General features: G+C 72.2%; 20 protein-coding genes. 11 read left to right on the forward strand and 9 right to left on the reverse strand.

The genetic code is table 11. The features are described from left to right. Positions 1 to 36: 36 nt before the first annotated feature. Together HHX35_RS35135 and HHX35_RS35140 are read left to right on the forward strand one after the other, a co-directional pair. Positions 37 to 858, forward strand: a complete 822-nt coding sequence (locus HHX35_RS35135) for a class I SAM-dependent methyltransferase (protein WP_182902945.1) — start codon at positions 37 to 39, stop codon at positions 856 to 858. 26 nt (positions 859 to 884) lie between these two features. After that, positions 885 to 1,412: a GNAT family N-acetyltransferase gene (locus tag HHX35_RS35140; protein WP_259405679.1), complete on the forward strand. Its 528-nt coding sequence runs from the start codon at positions 885 to 887 to the stop codon at positions 1,410 to 1,412. A 17-nt stretch (positions 1,413 to 1,429) separates the two neighbouring features. Here HHX35_RS35140 and HHX35_RS35145 read toward each other — a convergent pair whose 3' ends face one another. Next, positions 1,430 to 1,948 carry an O-acetyl-ADP-ribose deacetylase gene (locus tag HHX35_RS35145; protein ID WP_182902947.1) on the reverse strand — a complete coding sequence of 173 codons (519 nt, stop codon included), beginning with the start codon at positions 1,946 to 1,948 and terminating at the stop codon, positions 1,430 to 1,432. Between the two features lie 51 nt (positions 1,949 to 1,999). Here HHX35_RS35145 and HHX35_RS35150 point away from each other — a divergent pair, with 51 nt between their 5' ends. The 5 genes from HHX35_RS35150 to HHX35_RS35170 all read left to right on the forward strand — a co-directional run bounded on the left by HHX35_RS35150 (position 2,000) and on the right by HHX35_RS35170 (position 4,663). Continuing rightward, positions 2,000 to 2,356: a BlaI/MecI/CopY family transcriptional regulator gene (locus HHX35_RS35150; RefSeq protein WP_142564955.1), complete on the forward strand. Its 357-nt coding sequence runs from the start codon at positions 2,000 to 2,002 to the stop codon at positions 2,354 to 2,356. Further along, a complete protein-coding gene (locus HHX35_RS35155; RefSeq protein ID WP_182902948.1) occupies positions 2,353 to 3,267 on the forward strand; it encodes a M56 family metallopeptidase in 915 nt (304 codons plus the stop codon). The genes HHX35_RS35150 and HHX35_RS35155 overlap by 4 nt, the downstream gene beginning before the upstream one ends. Positions 3,268 to 3,335: 68 nt before the next feature. Further along, positions 3,336 to 3,770, forward strand: a complete 435-nt coding sequence (locus tag HHX35_RS35160) for a helix-turn-helix domain-containing protein (protein ID WP_139580406.1) — start codon at positions 3,336 to 3,338, stop codon at positions 3,768 to 3,770. 3 nt (positions 3,771 to 3,773) lie between these two features. After that, positions 3,774 to 4,133 carry a hypothetical protein gene (locus tag HHX35_RS35165; protein WP_139580405.1) on the forward strand — a complete coding sequence of 120 codons (360 nt, stop codon included), beginning with the start codon at positions 3,774 to 3,776 and terminating at the stop codon, positions 4,131 to 4,133. Between the two features lie 179 nt (positions 4,134 to 4,312). Continuing rightward, the gene (locus HHX35_RS35170; protein WP_240809470.1) at positions 4,313 to 4,663 is read left to right on the forward strand and encodes a DUF2516 family protein; all 351 of its coding nucleotides are present in this window, start codon (positions 4,313 to 4,315) and stop codon (positions 4,661 to 4,663) included. 7 nt (positions 4,664 to 4,670) lie between these two features. Here the strand turns inward: HHX35_RS35170 and HHX35_RS35175 are convergent, their stop codons facing one another. Both HHX35_RS35175 and HHX35_RS35180 read right to left on the reverse strand, forming a co-directional pair. Next, a complete protein-coding gene (locus HHX35_RS35175; RefSeq protein WP_182902949.1) occupies positions 4,671 to 5,642 on the reverse strand; it encodes a magnesium transporter CorA family protein in 972 nt (323 codons plus the stop codon). 113 nt (positions 5,643 to 5,755) lie between these two features. Continuing rightward, positions 5,756 to 6,172, reverse strand: coding sequence for a VOC family protein (locus HHX35_RS35180; protein WP_182902950.1), 417 nt, complete (start codon positions 6,170 to 6,172; stop codon positions 5,756 to 5,758). A gap of 111 nt (positions 6,173 to 6,283) precedes the next feature. Between HHX35_RS35180 and HHX35_RS35185 the strand changes: the two genes are divergently transcribed. Beyond that, a complete protein-coding gene (locus HHX35_RS35185; RefSeq protein ID WP_259405680.1) occupies positions 6,284 to 7,915 on the forward strand; it encodes a DUF2207 domain-containing protein in 1,632 nt (543 codons plus the stop codon). Here HHX35_RS35185 and HHX35_RS35190 read toward each other — a convergent pair. Then, entirely contained in the window at positions 7,910 to 8,515 is a 606-nt protein-coding gene (locus tag HHX35_RS35190; RefSeq protein WP_182902951.1) for an ABATE domain-containing protein, read from the reverse strand. The two genes, HHX35_RS35185 and HHX35_RS35190, sit on opposite strands and share 6 nt — an antisense overlap. 85 nt (positions 8,516 to 8,600) lie before the next feature. On the opposite strand from HHX35_RS35190, the gene HHX35_RS35195 reads away from it, so the two are divergent. After that, positions 8,601 to 9,482 carry an alpha/beta fold hydrolase gene (locus HHX35_RS35195; RefSeq protein ID WP_182902952.1) on the forward strand — a complete coding sequence of 294 codons (882 nt, stop codon included), beginning with the start codon at positions 8,601 to 8,603 and terminating at the stop codon, positions 9,480 to 9,482. 11 nt (positions 9,483 to 9,493) lie between these two features. Here the strand turns inward: HHX35_RS35195 and HHX35_RS35200 are convergent, their stop codons facing one another. Beyond that, positions 9,494 to 10,435 carry an asparaginase gene (locus tag HHX35_RS35200; RefSeq protein WP_182902953.1) on the reverse strand — a complete coding sequence of 314 codons (942 nt, stop codon included), beginning with the start codon at positions 10,433 to 10,435 and terminating at the stop codon, positions 9,494 to 9,496. 45 nt (positions 10,436 to 10,480) lie between these two features. Between HHX35_RS35200 and dtd the strand changes: the two genes are divergently transcribed. Both dtd and HHX35_RS35210 read left to right on the forward strand, forming a co-directional pair. Continuing rightward, positions 10,481 to 10,906 (forward strand): D-aminoacyl-tRNA deacylase, encoded by a 426-nt coding sequence (gene dtd, locus HHX35_RS35205; protein ID WP_079316195.1) that lies wholly within the window; start codon positions 10,481 to 10,483, stop codon positions 10,904 to 10,906. 36 nt (positions 10,907 to 10,942) lie between these two features. Beyond that, a complete protein-coding gene (locus HHX35_RS35210) occupies positions 10,943 to 11,461 on the forward strand; it encodes a VanZ family protein (RefSeq protein WP_182902954.1) in 519 nt (172 codons plus the stop codon). Here HHX35_RS35210 and HHX35_RS35215 read toward each other — a convergent pair. The 4 genes from HHX35_RS35215 to HHX35_RS35230 form a co-directional block, all read right to left on the reverse strand. After that, the gene (locus HHX35_RS35215) at positions 11,458 to 12,525 is read right to left on the reverse strand and encodes a folate-binding protein YgfZ (protein WP_182902955.1); all 1,068 of its coding nucleotides are present in this window, start codon (positions 12,523 to 12,525) and stop codon (positions 11,458 to 11,460) included. The two genes, HHX35_RS35210 and HHX35_RS35215, sit on opposite strands and share 4 nt — an antisense overlap. Before the next feature lie 84 nt (positions 12,526 to 12,609). Further along, on the reverse strand, positions 12,610 to 14,184 hold the full coding sequence (locus tag HHX35_RS35220) for a fused response regulator/phosphatase (RefSeq protein ID WP_182902956.1): 1,575 nt from the start codon (positions 14,182 to 14,184) through the stop codon (positions 12,610 to 12,612). Continuing rightward, positions 14,177 to 15,895 (reverse strand): ATP-binding protein, encoded by a 1,719-nt coding sequence (locus tag HHX35_RS35225; protein ID WP_182902957.1) that lies wholly within the window; start codon positions 15,893 to 15,895, stop codon positions 14,177 to 14,179. The genes HHX35_RS35220 and HHX35_RS35225 overlap by 8 nt, the downstream gene beginning before the upstream one ends. Then, positions 15,895 to 16,896, reverse strand: coding sequence for an ATP-binding protein (locus tag HHX35_RS35230; RefSeq protein WP_220506245.1), 1,002 nt, complete (start codon positions 16,894 to 16,896; stop codon positions 15,895 to 15,897). Before HHX35_RS35230 ends, HHX35_RS35225 begins: the two co-directional genes overlap by 1 nt. Position 16,897 lies beyond the last annotated feature (1 nt).

The raw sequence follows: 16,897 nt of genomic DNA on the forward strand, positions 1-16,897 counted from the left end.
ACGGGTGGATGAGCGCGGATAGATGAGCGCGGGGACATGAGGCCGGTCCGGCCCGGCCGTCCCGTGGGGACGGTCACGCGCGGCACCACCGGGCACAACCGGCTGCGCCGCTGCGACCGCTGGATCGCCGCCGTGTACGGCCCGCTGCTGCGCTCGGCCCGGGCGGGGGCGGCGCCGCTGGTGGTGGACCTCGGCTACGGCGCGTCCCACACCACCACGACCGAGCTGTTCACGCGGCTGCGCCGGGTCTGCCCCACGGTCGAGGTGGTGGGCGTGGAGATCGCCCCCGAGCGGGTCGCGGCGGCCAAGCCGTACGAGCGGGAGGGGCTGTCGTTCGTCAGGGGCGGATTCGAACTGCCGGTCCCCCGCCCGCCGATGATCGTGCGCGCCTTCAACGTGCTGCGGCAGTACGGCGAGGCCGAGGCGTGGGAGCACTGGGACCGGCTGCGGGGCGGTCTGCACCCCTCGGGTGTGCTCGTGGAGGGCACCTGCTCGGAGGTCGGCCACCGGGCGACCTGGGTGGCGCTCGGCGCCGAGGGGCCGCGCACGCTCACCTTCGCGGCCCGGTTCACCGGCTTCGAACGCCCTTCCGACCTGGCCGAGCGCCTGCCCAAGACGCTGATCCACCGCAACGTCCCGGGCGAGCGCGTCCACGCGTTCCTGACGGACTGGGACCGCGCCTGGGCGACCTGCGCCTCCTTCGGCGCGTACGGCACGCGGCAGCGCTGGATCAGGGCGGCCGAGCTGCTGGCGCGGGACTGGCCGGTGGAGGCGACCCCGCCGACCGGCGGCCCCGGCCGCTGGCGGCTCGGCGAACTGACCCTGCCCTGGAGCGGCGTCTCCCCCCGCGATCGATGAGTCCGGCGGTTGATAACGTCCCGCCCATGCGTTTCGTCCTCGACCCGGAGTTGACCCCCGAGCTCTTCGAGGAGCTCCTGAGCTGCTGGGCGGAGGTGACCAACGCGGGCGGCGCGGTGGGTTTCGTTCCTCCCGTGACGCCGGACGACGTCAGGCCGACGGCGGACAAGGCGTTCGCCCGCACGCGCGCGGCCGCCGGGCCGGGGGCCCCCGACAGCCTCCTCGTCGGGTTCGGTGACGACGGCGCCGCGGGTGCCTGGCTCATCCTGGGCGACAACGGCTCGGGCCTGCGGGCGCACTGGCGATGGCTGCTGCGGGTCATGGTCCACCCCAAGCACCAGGGCAAGGGGTACGGCAGGGCGCTGCTGCTCGCCGCCGACGACGCCGCCAGGTCGCTCGGCCTGGAGGCGTTGCAGCTCACCTGCCGCGGCGGCACCGGGGTCGACCGCTTCTACGCGAGCGTGGGCTACCGGGAGGTCGGCCGGGTGCCCCGCTCGATCCGGGTGGCCCCCGGTGACGACCGCGACGAGATCTACATGCTCAAGTGGCTCTGAAAGTTTTGGCCTAATGCTTATCCGATGTCCCGTAGGGCCGAATCGAACACCGCATAGGCTGCGGTACTGAACAGCACGAAGCGCACCTCTTCCACCACGGTCGGGGCGGCCTGCCGTATCGCGGTGATCGCGATGCGGGCGGCGTCCTCGACCGGCCACCGGTAGATCCCCGTGGAGATCGCGGGGAACGCCACCGTGCCGGCGCCCAGCGCGTCGGCGACGACGAGCGACTCCCGATAGCAGGAGGCCAGCAGATGGGATCGGTCCTCGCTCCGCGAGTACACGGGCCCGACCGTGTGGATCACCCATCGCGCGGGCAGGCGCCCGGCGGTGGTCGCGACGGCCTGACCGGTCGGCAGTCCCCTGCCGTACCGGGACGCGCGCAGCGCCCGGCACTCCTCGAGGATCTCGGGGCCCCCGCGCCGGTGGATGGCGCCGTCCACCCCTCCGCCGCCCATGAGGGACGAGTTGGCCGCGTTGACGATCGCGTCCACCCGCTGCTCGGTGATGTCGCCTTCGACCAGAACGATTTTCATGCCGCCCACCTCTCTACAGGACGTAGTACTACCCCGGGTAGGCTGAAAGACGTGAAGGGACTGGGAGAGCTTGAACGCAGCATCATGGACATCCTCTGGGCGGAGAACACCCCGCTCACGGCTCGCGAGGTAGGACGCCTCATCGAGGACCGCGACCTCGCGCCGACGACCGTGATGACCGTGCTCGACCGGCTGGCCCGCAAGGGCTTCCTCACCCGCACCCGCGACGGCCGCGCCTGGCGCTACCAGCCCGCCGCGAGCCGTGACGCGTACGTCGCCGAGCTGATGCTCGAAGCCCTGGACCTGACCGGCGACCGCGACGCGGCGCTGACCCGCTTCGCCCGCGCCGTCTCCGGGTCGGAGGCCGAGATCCTGCTGAAAGCCCTCACGGAGCTGGAGGAAGAGTGATCGCGGCGGCGGTCTTAGCGGCGCTCGCGATGATCTGCGCGGTGGCCGCGTGGCGGCTGACGTTCGCGCGCTGGACCTGGCGTGCCCCGCGCACGGCGATCCTGCTGTGGCAGTCGCTCGGGCTGACCTGGGGACTCGCCTCCATCGGCGCGCTGCTCGCCTTCGCGCTCGACCCCTACCGCAAGGGCGTCGTGCACGGGCTGGCGGAGTTCCTGCTGAGCGTGGAGTTCGGCGTGCGCCAGCCGTACGACTACCTCCGGCTGGCCGCGCTGATCGCGGGCCTGTCGCTGCTCGCGGTGCTGGTGGCCCTGCCCCTCGCGGCCGGGGCGCAGACGCTGCGTGCCCGCCGCCGGCACCGGCTCCTGCTCGCGCTGGTCGCCAGGGACGAGCCGGCCGTGCCCGGCGTGCGGGTGGTCGACTTCCCCGGGGCCGCCGCCTACTGCCTGCCGGGGCTCAAGTCGCAGGTCGTCATCAGCGACGGGACGCTGCACCTGCTGTCGTCCGCGGAGCTGGAGGCCGTGCTGGCGCACGAGGCCGCCCACGTACGGGAGCGCCACGACCTGGTGCTGCTGCCGTTCGCCGCGCTGCGCCGCGCGCTGCCGTGGTCGAAGCTGGTCCGTGACGCGCAGGCGTCGGTCGAGCTGCTGGTCGAGATGGCCGCCGACGACCGCGCCCTGCAGCGGTGCTGCCCTCGCAGGCTCGCCACCGCCCTGCTGCGCTTCGGCACCTCTGCCGCGCTGCCCACGCCGCAGGGCGCGCTCGGCGTGTCCGCGCCGTCCAGCGTGATGGCCCGGGTCGACCGGCTCGTACGGCCCGAGGTCGCGCTTCCGGCCGCCCACCGCTTCCTGATCCTGGCCGGATCGGTGGTGCTCGCCACCAGCGCCCCGCTGCTTTGGCTGCTTCCTGGATGAACCATGGGTGCTAGCTGGAATTATCCGTCGAGTTTGCAATTGCAAGCAGTGCGATGCAGACTGGGGGCATGGAACTGCCCAAGGTCGCCTCGCTCGGTGAGTACATCCGCCAGCAGCGGCAGCAGGCGAAGATCTCGCTTCGTCAGCTCGCCGCGCAGGCAGGTGTGTCCAACCCTTACCTGAGCCAGGTGGAACGGGGCCTGCGCAAGCCGAGCGCGGAGATCCTGAACCAGATCGCGAAGGGTCTGCACATCTCCGCCCAGGCGCTCTACGTCCAGGCCGGTCTCATCGAGGACCGCGAGCCGCACAGCGACGTGCTGGCCGCGATCCGGGCCGACGTCACACTCACCGGGCGGCAACGCCAGGTGCTGATCGACATCTACGAGTCGTTCCGTAAGGAGAACCGGGCCGACACCGCCCAGCCGCCGCAATCGGCTGAGCATCTCGGGGACGACCCGGTTCTCCCACGCGACGGCATTACACCGGATTCGAGGGAAGGATAGCCCATGACCATCACGACCCAGGCCAAGAAGATCACGGAGTCCAAGCCGTTCTACGCGCTCACGGGCGCCGGCGACTACGCCGTGGAGAAGGCCCGCGCCTACGCCTCCACCGTGCAGGACAAGGCGGAGGTCGTCGCGCGCGAGCTCCCGGAGAAGGCGAAGGGCTACGCCGACGCCGCCACCGCGCGGTTCAACCGGCTGTACGACGACCTGGCCAGCCGTGGCCGCAAGGTCGTCAGCCGGGTGAGCGGCGAGGCCGCGCTGGAGCTGACGGAGGTCTCGGAGACCGCCGAGCCGGCGATCGCCGCCGAGACCACCTCCAAGCGGACCGGTCGCGCCCGCGCCACCACGAGCCAGGGCTGATCCGCGGCCCACGCGAGCGAAACGGCGGCGGCCCGCCTTCCCTCCGGGGGAGGCGGGCCGCCGCCGTTTCGCGGACGTTCGCGGCTGCCGGTCGGGATGTTCACCGAGACCGGCCCTCGGCGCCCGCGCCACCTGTCGGCACCGCCCATTAGTCTGGGGGCGTCAGTGACTGTGACCGTGTGGGAGAGTCCATGTTCGGGCTGTACGGCATCCTCGACATCGTCTTCTGGCTGCTTTCTGTCGGGGCCTTCGTTTTGTCCGGCTGGGCGCTGGTGCACGCCCTGCGGATCCCCGCAGGCGCCTTCCCCGCGGCCGGCAAGCAGACCAAGCGGCTCTGGCTGATCATCCTCGGCCTGGCGACGCTGTTCACCTTCGCCGCCGCGATCAACTACCTGGGCATGGGCATGGGGCTGCCCAACATCTTCACGATCGCCGCCGTCATCGCGGCGGGCATCTACCTCGCCGACGTGAAGCCCGCGGTCAACGGCTACCGGGGTGGCGGCAACCAGGGGCCGTACGGGCCCTGGTGACCTGCCGTCAGAGCCAGTCGCGGGCCCGGAACACCCGGTAGAGCGCGGCCGAGGCGACGACGATCAGCGCGATGGACGTCCAGAACCCCGACGAGTGCCCGAAGCCGGGGAACGGGATGTTCTGGCCGTAGAAGCCGGTGATCAGCGTGGGCACCGCGATGATCGCGGCCCAGCTCGTCACCCGCTTCATGATGAGGTTCATCCGGTTGCTCTGCATGGTCAGGTGCGTCTCGCGGATGTTGCTGACCAGGTCGCGCAGCGACTCCGTCCACTCCGTGGCCCGCAGCACCTGGTCGTACACGTCCTGGAAGTACGGCGTCATCTCACCGTCGTCACTCAGGCCGTTGCGGCGCAGCAGCGTGTTCACGGCCTCCCGCATGGGCATCACGATCCGGCGCAGCGTCACCAGGCTCTTGCGCAACTCGAACGTGCGCCGCTGGTCCTCGGGGCCGACCGGCCGGTCGCCGAACACCGTCCCCTCCAGGTCCTCGACCTGCTCGTCCATCGCCTCGACGGTCTCGAAGTGGCTGTCCACCACGTAGTCGAGCAGGCCGTGCAGCAGGAACGCGACGCCGTGCCGGGACAGGGCCGCTCCCTCGTCCCAGCGCCGGACCACCTCCTTGATGGAGAAGTCGTCCGACTGGCGCACGGTGACCAGCGCGTTCTTCGTGATGAAGGCGGTGGCGGGAGCGATCCGCACCTGGCCGGACTCGCTGTCGAAGGCCGCCGCGTAGACGCTGAGGAACATGTGGCTGTCGTAGACGTCGAGCTTGGGCCGCTGCCGGTGCTGCAGCGCGTCCTCCACCGCCAGGGCGTGCAGTCCCAGCTCCTCGCTGATGGCGTGGAGGTCCTCCTCGGTGGGGGCGCACATGTCGAACCACACCACCGCGGACGGGTCCTCGACGAGCTCGGAGACGTCGGCGACCGGAAAGCCCTCGGCCTCCAGGGTTCCGTTCCGGTACAACCGGGTGTGTCCCATGGACGGCAACCCTACCGATCCGGCGGACGCCGCCGAAGGGGGCGCCCTCCCGGGCTTAGTCAGGAGGACGCCCCCGTCTCGCACGGCACCGGCCACCGGCGGGTGCCGCCGCGTCAGCCCTTGTCGAGCTGCTGGAAGCGGACCATGTTGCCCGCCGGGTCGCGGAAGGCGCAGTCGCGGACGCCGTACGGCTGGTCGATCGGCTCCTGCAGGACCTCGGCGCCGGACTCGCGGATCTTCTCGAAGGTGGCGTCGCAGTCCGGGGTGGCGAAGACGACGGCGCGGATCCTGCCCTTCCCGAGCAGGTCGGTCAGCGCCGCGAGGTCCTCCGGCGAGATGCTCGGGTCGGCGTTGACGGTCTCGAGGACGATGTTGACGTCCGGCTGCGACGCCGGGCCCATGGTCAGCCAGCGGGCGCCTCCATACCCGACGTCATTGCGCAGTTCGAGGCCGAGAACGTCCCGGTAGAAGGCGAGCGCCGCGTCGCCGTCGTCGACCGTGATGTAGCAGTAGTGAAGGGTGAGTTCCATGCCGATGACGCTACGGCCGGCGGTGTTCCCCACGCTTCTCGATTCCTGACCGGTCCGGCGGCCCGCATCCGATCCCCAGTTGGAGCACCGGGACCGATAGAGTTGCGGCTCATGGTGGATCTCGCGCGCCGGCTCGGACTGGCGGCCCTGCTCGCCGTCCTCGCCGCCTCCCCCGCGCTCGCCGTCCTCGCCGCCTCCCCCGCACACGCCGTCACCGCGGCTACCGCGCCTCCGGCGAAGGACGAGGTGACGATGGAGCTCCGCGGGAACGGCGTGCTCCATGTGAAGGAGACGGTCGCCCCCGCCGGCGAGACGGTCAAGCGCACGCCGCTCACCCGGACCCGCTTCGACGACGGCCACGACCGCGTCTACCGCATCTCCAACGTCAAGGGCGGCTCGTACGACGGGGAGACCCTGACGTTCAAGGGCACGGTGGAGTACGACGTGACGGGCGCCGTGACGCCCACGGCGTCGGGCGAGGAACTGCGGTGGTTCGCGGTGTCCGGCCCCGTGCAGGACGCGGTCGTCACCGTGACCGGCCCGGGCCGGGTGCAGAACCTGTCCTGCTTCGCCGGCGAGCTGAGCGCGGCCATCGCCTGCACCAGCGCCTCGACCGAGGAGACCGGCACCACCTCCACCTTCGAACAGCAGGGCCTCGGGGAGGGCCAGACGCTCACGGTCGTCGTCGGCTACCCGAAGGGCGCGACGGGGGCCCGGCCGATCCTGGAGCGCAGGTTCGAGCTGTCCACCGCCTTCACGCTGAACGCGGTGACCGGCGGCTCGCTGGCGGCGCTGCTGGTGCTGCTGCTGGGCGGCGTGGGGCTGCTCTACTGGACGCGGGGCCGCGACGCCCGCATGGTCGGCAGCGAGTCCGGCCCGGTCAGCGGCCACCGCGACGGGCACTTCAGCCCGCCGGACGGCGTGCGCCCGGGACAGATCGGCACGCTGTTCGACGAGCAGGCCGATGTGGTCGACGTGACCGCGACCATCGTGGACCTCGCCGTGCGCAACTTCCTGCGGATCGACGAGCGGCCGCGCCAGACCTACGACACCCCCGACTGGTGCCTGGTCAAGCTGCCCGGCGCCCCGGTCGGCCAGCTGCTGCCGTACGAGCGCGCCCTCTACGACGCGATCTTCGACGGCCGCGACAGGGTGCTGCTGTCGGAGCTGCACGGGTCGTTCGCCGCCCGCCTGGCCAGCGTGCGCGACGCGTTGTATCAGGACGTCGTGGCGCAGGGCTGGTTCGCCCGGCGGCCCGACTCCACCCGGTCGCGCTGGACGACCCTCGGCCTGGCCGTGGTCGCGCTCGGGGTGATCGCCACCGTCCTGCTCGCCTGGCTCACGACTTACGGCCTGCTGGGACTCGCCCTGATCATCGCCGGAGCCGCGCTGGCCTTCGGCGCCCAGTACATGCCGGCCAAGACGGCCAAGGGGGCCGCGGCCCTGGCGCACACGCTCGGGTTCCGGGAGTACCTCGCCGGAGCGAGCGTCGACGACGTCCCCGCCGGCCAGCGCGTGGAGCTGTTCTCCCGCTACCTGCCGTACGCGGTGATCTTCGACAGCGTGGACCGGTGGGCGCGGGTGGTCAGCGCGTTCAACGGCAACGGGCGGCAGACCGACCACCTGTACTGGTATCAGGGCCCGGCCGAGTGGGACCTGTCCAGGTTCGCCGACTCGATGCGGACGTTCGTCATGTCCACCTCCGGAGCGATCTCGACCTCGCGCCAGTTCCGCTCCCTATGAGCCGGAGTCGGCGGCGCGGTGACGCCGGTAGTGCCTGGCGACGCGAGCCCGGTTGCCGCACCGCGCCGCCGAACACCAGCGCCGGCGCGGATGGGCGGGCAGGAACAGCATCGCGCAGTCGTCCGCCGCGCACTCCCGCACGGTCGTGACCGCCGGGTCGGTCAGCAACTCGGCGGCCGCCTCGGCGAGCACCGCCGCCAGCCGGACGCCCGGCGGGCCGTCCCTGCGCGGCACGGCCGTCACGGCGGCGCCGTCCCAGGCCAGCGCGCGGACGGCGGGCGCCGCCCGCTGCGCCCGGTTGAGGCCGCGCAGCGCGCCCTCGGGCGGCCGCAGGCCCCGTCTCGCCTGATCGATCGCGGCCGCCGCGTGCTCACGCACCTCGTGCACCGCGTCCACCGCCGCGGCGAGGTCGTCGTCCGTCAGCGGCGCCTGCCCGCCCTCCGATAGCGCGCCGCCGAGCCGGTCGGCCTGCAGGCCCAGCCAGGTGCGCAGCCCCTCGGCGGTGGCGATCAGGTCGACCGGGCCGTCCGGCGTGTGCGGCCGGGTGTTGACCAGGTCGAGGGCGAGCGGCTCCCCGGTGAGGGGGACCAGATCACTCATGACGCTAATGCTACCTCCATCAATTGACGCATTAGATGACCATCCGCTACAACTAATGCATCATCAGCAGAAGGAGGCATTAGGAATGACGCCGCTCACCGTTCCGCGCACGCTCCACCGGCACGTCGAGGTCGGGGACGTGCGGGTCTTCTACCGCGAGTCGGTGCCGGACGAGGGCGGCGACGACGCCCCGGTGATGCTGCTGCTGCACGGGTTCCCGTCCGCGTCACACCAGTTCCGCCGGCTCATCGACGTGCTCGGATCCCGCTATCGGCTGATCGCGCCCGACTACCCCGGCTTCGGGCACACCGAGGCGCCCGCGGGCTTCACCTACAGCTTCGACAACCTCGCCGACGTGATGGAGGGCTTCGTCGAACGGCTCGGGCTGACCCGGTTCGTCATGTACGTCTTCGACTTCGGCGCTCCGGTGGGATTCCGGCTGGCGACCCGGCACCCCGAGTGGATCGCCGGCCTCGTCGTGCAGAACGGCAACGCCTACGAAGAGGGCCTGTCGGACGGCGCCCGCGCCTTCATCGCGCTGCGCCCGGACGTCGAGGGCGACGAGGACAGGGTGCGGGCGCTGCTGACGCTGGAGATGACCCGCGGCCAGTACGAGGGCGGCACGGCCGATGCCCGGCTGGTGGCCCCGGACGGATGGACCCTCGACCAGCACTTCCTCGACCTGCCGGGGCGCAAGGAGGCCCAGGTGGCGCTGGCCTTCGACTACCACACCAACGTGGAGCGCTACCCGTTGTGGCAGGCATGGCTCCGCGAGCACCGGCCGCCGACGCTGATCACGTGGGGCCGCGACGACATGTTCTTCCCCGAGCCCGGAGCCCACGCCTACCTTCGCGACCTGCCCGACGCCGAACTGCACGTCCTCCACACCGGTCACTTCGCGCTGGAGGAGCGGCTCCCCGAGATCGCTCCACTGATCGCCGCGTTCCTCGGCCGCGTGTGGATGTGACCCTCAGCCGGTCAGGCGGGGCGGACGCGGACCTCTCCGACCGGGACCCCGCCGCCGAACAGGGGGGCGGTGGCCAGCCCGGCCAGCTCCGGAGCGTCGATCCCGGCGGCGCGCAGGGCGGCGACGGTGACCGGCACGCGGGCGCGGCCGCCGCCGTCCACGATCTTCACCGCGCCGGCCCGGCCCTCGGCGTCGGCGAAGGCGTCGAACGCCTCCGCGCCCGACTTCACCAGCAGCCCGGGAACGGCCCGCATCAGCAGGTTCTCGGCTCGGGTCGTGCCGCTCGTCCACTCGGGGTAGGCGCGCATCGCGTCGGCGACGCGCCGCTCCGGCGTGCCGGCCGGGGCGGGTGTGAGGGCGCGGAAGGCGCGCGCCACCCCCGCCATCGAGACGAAGAACAGCGGCGCGCCGCAGCCGTCCACGCCGGTCGCCGCGACCCGCTCGCCGGTGAGCTCCTCCACCGTCGCGCGGATGGCCCGCTGCAGCGGGTGGCCGGGATGGCGGTAGTCGTCGACCGGCCAGCCGTTGACCGCGCAGGTCGCGAGCATCGCCGCGTGCTTGCCCGAGCAGTTCATCAGGATCCGGCGGGCGTCGCCGTGCTCCCGCAGAACCCGGCGGCGCGCCTCCTCGTCGAGGGGCAGGTCCTCCGGGCAGCGCAGGTCGGTCTCGTCCAGCCCCGCGCCCGCGAGGATCTTCCGTACGCCGTCGATGTGGAAGGGCTCACCGCTGTGGCTCGCGGCGGCGAGCGCGAGCAGTTCGTTCTCGAGCGGCAGGCCCGCACGCACCATCGCGAGCGCCTGCAGGGGCTTCATGGCCGAACGCGGCGACGCCAGGCTCGAGGTGTCCCCGCAGACCATGACGGGGGCGCCGTCCGCCCCGATCACATGCACGCGTGCGCGGTGCACCGACTCGACGAACCCCGACCGGACGACCTCGACGACCATCTCCGACATAACGGGCAGTCTATGAAGACCCCGGACGTGGCAGAATTCGGGGCCATGCGTGCGGTCGTTCAGCGGGTCAGCTCCGCGTCCGTTGTGGTGGAGGGTCAGGTCGTCGGCGCCATCGACGAACCCGGCCTGCTCGTGCTCGTGGGCGTCACCCACACCGACGGCCGGGCCGAGGCGGCCAGGCTCGCCGCCAAGCTGTGGGGACTGCGCATCCTGCACGGCGAGAAATCCTGCTCCGACATCGGCGCGCCGCTGCTGGTGATCAGCCAGTTCACGCTGTACGGCGACGCGCGCAGGGGCCGCAGGCCCACCTGGCAGGCCGCCGCGCCCGGCCCGGTGGCCGAGCCCCTCGTTGAGGCCGTGGTGGCCGAGCTCCGGGCGCTCGGCGCCCGGGTGGAGACCGGCGTCTTCGGCGCCGACATGAAGGTCACCCTCACCAACGACGGCCCGATCACCCTCGTCCTGGACGTCTGACGGACACGGTCTCCCCCGGCCTGCCATCATGATCGGATGCGGGAGGCGTGGAGCGCGTGGGGACACGTCGTCATCGCGACCGTCTGCGCCGTTCCCGTGGCCGCTCTCGCCGTCCTGCTCCTCACCCGCCGCCGCGCCCGCCGGGGACATCCCGCTCCCCTCCGTACCGCCGTCGCCGACGTCGTCATGGTGGCCGGGACCGCACCCTGGATCTGGATGATCCTCACGCCGGGAACGGAGGAGGGCCTGCACGTCGTCCCCCTGGTGGACCTGGCGGGGCAGGTCGCGCGGTCGTCACCGGGAGCGGCGGTCGTGCAGATCGGCGGCAACCTCCTGGTCTTCGCCGCGCTCGGCGCGATGCTCCCGGTCCGCTCCGCGCGCTTCGCCTCGCTTGCGGCGGTGGCCGCCGTCGCGGCCACCGCCTCGCTCGGCGTGGAACTCCTCCAGTACGGCCTGCGGCTCGGGCGGGTGAGCTCCGTGGACGACGTGCTCCTCAACGCGGCGGGCGCCGTGCTCGCGGCCCTCTGCACCCGCAGGTGGTGGGCCCGCTCCTAGCGGACGCGCCGGCGAAGGGCGGGATCGATCTTCACGTTGCGCCCGGCGTCCGGCGGCACCACGATCTCCTGGCTCGCCGCCACACCGCCGGCCAGCAGGTCGATGTCCACCGGCACCGTACGCTTCACGACCGCGAGGGCGATCGGGCCCAGCTCGTGATGACGGGCCGACGAGCCCACGAAGCCGATCTGCCCGGGCTCGGCGGAGCCCTCCACAGCGGCCTCCGGCTCGGCCTCGACCGGCGTGCCCACGCCGAGGGTCACCGGGGCGCCGTGCGGGGGCAGCTCGTCCACGCTGCCGTCGAGGTGCAGGAAGACCAGGCGGCGGGGTGGATGGCCGAGGTTGTGCACCCGGGCGACCGTCTCCTGCCCCCGGTAGCACCCCTTGCTCAGGTGCACGGCCACGCCGATCCAGCCGATCTCGTGGGGGATCGTCTTGTGGTCGGTCTCGAACCCGAGCCTGGGCACGTGCGCGGCGATACGCAGCGCCTCGTAGGCCCACAGACCGGCGGGACGCAGGCCCAGCGCGTCCGGGAGGCCGCCCAGCCGCTCGCGCGGCACGAGCAGGTCGCCGCCGATCGCGACGGCTCCTTCCACGGTCACGCCGGGCGCGCCGGCGCTCTCGTCCGGAGAGGGCGGGGTGAGGGAGACCACCGCGTAGTCCGAGGTGACGTCGGCGACCTCGACACGCAGCATGAACCGCATCTTCTCCAGGAAGGCGACCAGCTCGGCCGAGGTGCCCGGCTCCACGTGGGCCCACACGGCCTCGCCGTCGTCCACGAGCGTGAGGTGGTGCTCGACGCGGCCCTGCGGGTCGAGCAGCAGGGTTTGGGTGGGCGTGCCCGGCTGGAGCGTGTCGAGCTTCTGCGAGCTGAGGCTGTTGAGCCAGCTCAGCCGATCGGGCCCGGTGATCCGCACGACCTCGCGGTTGCTCCGGTCGACCAGCGCCCGCCCGCCCGCCAGCGCGCGCTGCTCAGCGTAGGGATCGCCGTAGTGGGCCGCGACCGTCTCGTCCGGCGCCTGCGCGGCCACCGCGCCGGGTGTGTCAAGCAAAGGGCTCCGCATGCGTTCAAGGCTATTCGGTCCCGCACGGCCGGCGTCGCGGCGGCAGGCTCACCTGTGGACAACGCTCGGCCTGTGGATGACGCCTCAGAACGGCACGCGACGGACGGCGACCAGCGCCACGTCGTCCTCGCGGGCGCCGAAGGTGGCGATCAGCCGGTCGCAGAAACCCTCCAGGTCGTCGCTCACGTCCTCGACCTGCTGCCGGGCGATCTCCAGGCTCTCGTCGAGCAGTTTGTCGCGGTCCTCGATCAACCCGTCGGTGAACATCAGAACGGTGGAGTCCTCGGGCAGCCGGACCCGGTCCACCCGATAATCCTCGTGGGCCACGCCGAGCAGCAGGTTGCCGAACCGGTGATAGGCCGCCCCCTTCCCGGCCAGCAGCGGCGGGATGTGCCCGGCGTTGACGATCTCGCTCTCCCCCGTCGCGGGATCGATCAGCATCAGGCAGACGGTCGCCGTCATGCCGGGGTGGTAGCGCCGCAGGACGGCGTTGAGCAGGCTCATCGACCCGGCGGGATCAACGGTGTCGATCACCGACGCCCGCAGCGCGTTGCGCAGCTCCGCCATCACGGTGGCGGCGTGCAGCGAGTGGCCCTGCACGTCGCCGAGCGCGACCAGGACCTGATCGCCGAGGGGCAGGACCTCGTAGAAGTCGCCGCCCACCTCCACGTTGTCCACCGCCGGCTGGTAGCGCACGCTGATCTGCAGGCCGGGAATCCGGGGGATCTCTGCGGGCAGCAGGCTGCGCTGCAACGTGAGCGCGATCGTGTGCTCCTCCGCGTAGGCGCGGGCCGCGTCGACCGCCAGCGCCAGCGCCTGAGCGAGCTGCCGCAGCAGGCTCAGCTCCTCGCCGTCGAGCGGCGAGCCCGCCTCCACCCCGAGGAACACCGGCGGCCGGCCCGTCTTCGTACGGCACAGCACGCCGGACACGCGCCCGACGACGTCGCTGTCGGGGACGACGCGGGCCCAGGTCGCGTTGTCGATCTCGAATGTCTGCACTCCGGGCGACTCCCCGATGGAGATGACGCTCAGCCGCTCCAGGGTGTCGGGATGGACCAACCTCGCCGCCGCACGCTCCCCCGGCCGGGCGGAGAACCTGCGTACTCTCCCGTCCGGCGGGATCGCCAGCACCCGCGAGTAACGCTCCAGCAGGCGGGAGCAGCCCTCGGCGGCCACCGACAGGAGGCGTTCGAAGTCCTCCGCCTGGTTCATCTCCAGTGTGATCTCGGCCAGCTCGCTCAGCCTGGCCGCCATCCGCTCGGCACGCTGCCGCGCCCGGTAGTAGCGCAGGGTCGCCCGCACCGTCGCGGCGAACTCGTCGGGCTGGATCGGCTCCGACAGGTACGCGTCGGCTCCGCGCTCCAGCCCCTCGGCGCGGTCGGCCGGGGTGACGGCGTTCCCGGACACCTGGATCACCGGAATCGAGGCGGTCTCCGGATTCGCCTTGATCTTCTCGCACACCTCGATGCCGTCAACGTCGGGCATCCGCACGTCGAGGATGACGAGGTCGGGCTTGAGCACGCCGACGACGGCCAGCGCCTCCTCGCCGCCGCCGGCCTCGACGACCCGGTGCCCGCCACGGCGCAACCAGCTCGCCAGGATGTAGCGCTTGGTGGGGATGTCGTCGACGACCAGCACCGTCGCCGCGGCGTCAATCATGCGCACCACCCCCGTCGCCCTCCGCGCTCCCGGCATGTCGTCCCGCCTTCTCGCGTACGGCCTCCCGGATCGCCTCCAGAAGCTGGTCCCTGCGCAGTCCGTGCTTCGACAGCGCCGGGTGAGACGCTCCCGGCTGCTCGGACACCACCGACACGACGACCGCGGGGACGCCGCACAGGACGTCGTCCTCGGCCATCTTGTGCAGCAGCGCCGTGCCGTCGAGGCGCGGCATGAGCAGGTCGACCAGGACCACCTCCGGGGGTCGCTCACGCATCAGGTGCAGGGCCTCGACGCCGTCGGCCGCCTCGTCCACCCCGGCCGCGAAACCGAAGAGCATCCGCCGGGCCACCGCACGGAAGCCCGCGTCGTCGTCGGCCACGAGCACCCGGCCCACCTCAGGACTGGCCATCCGGTGCGGCACCCGCAGCGTGGCCGTGGTGCCCTCGCCCGGCCTGCTCGCCAGCTCCAGCGTGCCGCCGAGCGCCTCCGCCAGCCTCCGTGCGTACGGCAGGCCGAGGCCGGTGCCCTTCGTCTTGAGCTGCAGCGACCCTGGCACCTGGAAGAACTCCTCGAAAACGCGCTCCAGGTGCTCGGCGGGAATGCCCACGCCGGTGTCGGCGACGGTGAAGACGACCTCGGCCATCGCGGGGTCCACTACGGCCGTCAGCCGCACCTCCCCATACTCGGTGAACTTCAGCGCGTTCGACAGCAGGTTGCGCAGGATGGTGGTCAGCATGGTCTCGTCGACGAACATCTCGCCGATCTCGTCCGACACGTCGACCGACAGCGTGACCCCGTCGGCCCGGCCGGCGGGCTGGAGCGTCATGCGCAGCCCCTCGGCCAGGGCGACCACGTCCACCATCGACGGGTGCGGGTCCAGCCGCCCGGACTCGGCCTTGGCCAGGTCGAGCAGCTCTCCCACGAGCGCCAGCAGGGTCTCCGCGGAGGTGCCGACGAGGGTGATCTGGTGCTGCTGCTCCTCGGTGAGCGGTTCCGCGCCCGAGCCGAGCAGCAACCGGACCAGCCCGATGATCGAGGTCAGCGGCAGCCGCAGCTCGTGGCTCACGTTGGCCCAGAACCGCTGCCTGGCCTCGGCCGCCTGCCGGAGCTGGGACGACTTCTCGTCGAGCTCGGCGTAGAGCGCCACGACGCCGCGGTTGGTCTCCTCCAGCTCGGTCGACAGCTGGTTGTAGAGCGCCAGGACGCCCTGGTTGGTCTCGGCCAGCTCCGCGTTGAGCCGGAGCACCTCCTCCAGGGTGCCGGCCAGCTCCCTGTTCTGCTCGCGCAGCACGTCCAGGGCCGCCGTGGGAGGCGACGAGAGACGGGCCAGCTCGGCGCGGATGCCGTCGAGCGGCCGCCGCCTGCGGTGCTCGGGCACCCGCTTCACCAGCGTGACGCGTCTGTCCTCGGCCGAGAGCGCGATCTCGTCGACCATGCGACCGGCCAGCTTCACACCCTCGCTCTCCCGCACGTCGGCGCCGTCGAGATAGTCCAGGGTGATGACCAGCCGATCCTCACGCAGGGCGAAGACGACGGCGCTCCCGGCGCCCCGCGCCAGCGCCTCACGGCCGATCTCGCTGAGCGCCGTCGCCACCCGGATCTGGTCCTGGGACTCCAGCCCGACGAGTTCGGCGATCTGGCGGCCCAGCTGCCGTACGGCGAAGACGTCCTGGTCCCTGCTGATCTCCGCGCGGGTGAGCACCTCGCCCATCACTGCCCCTGTTTGACGGTCACGACGCAGGCGTCGTCCCTGCGGCTGCCCGCGTCGCGCAGCAGCGTCGCGCCCACCACGGCCGGGGAATGGGCGAACAGTCCGGGGAAGGAGAGGGGGTCCCAGCGGTCGGTGAGACCGTCGGAGTGGAGCACCACCGTGGCGTGCGGCGGCAGCGCGTACTCGTACTGCTGGGCACGCCTGCCCTTGTGCCCGGCGATGCCGGGCAGCGAGATCATCCCCTGACGGCCTTCGGCGTGGGCGATCCAGCCCGAGATGTTGCCCAGCCCGGCGAACGTGACGCTCTCGCGGCCGACCCGCACCACCGCGACCGCCCCGCCCCGCGTGTGGCCCAGTCCCCGATGCAGGCGTTCGAGAGCGGCGGCCGGAAGGGCGTGCGGATCCTCCATGAAGATCCGTACGGCCTCGCGGGAGGCGTGCGCGGCGAGACCGCCGTGGCCGAGCCCGTCGCAGAGCAGCACGCTGATCGCGTCGCCGTCGTCGGCGAAGGCGAAGGAGTCGCCGCACACGCTCTCCTCGCCGATGGGGCGGCGCAGCCCGCTCACCCGCAGCGGCGGGCCGGGCAGACCGTCCGCGGTGAAGTGCAGGACCAGCACGGTGCCCCTGCCGGGCACCGAGTAGACGTCCCAGCCGGTGGCCATGCGGGCGATCGCGCCGAGACCGATGCCGAGCGTGCCCGAGGTGGAGTAGCCGTCCCGCAGGGCGCGGCCGAGGTCGGCGATTCCCGGGCCCTTGTCGACGGCCACGAGTTCGACCGCGCCAGGCCGCTCCACGTGGGGGCGCACGAGCACGCAGCCCTCCACCGCGTGCTTGACCAGATTCGAGACCGCCTCGGTCACCGCCACCGCGACCTGGCCGGTGCGGTTCTGGTCGAACCCGGCGGCCGTGGCCAGCGCGACCGCCGTCCTGCGCACCGCGCCGATCACACTCGGGTCGGCGGTGGACACCCAGACGTCCTCGTGCCGGTGCGTCATGGTCATG

Source organism: Microbispora sp. H10830 (assembly GCF_014161375.1).
Classification (GTDB): domain Bacteria; phylum Actinomycetota; class Actinomycetes; order Streptosporangiales; family Streptosporangiaceae; genus Microbispora; species Microbispora catharanthi.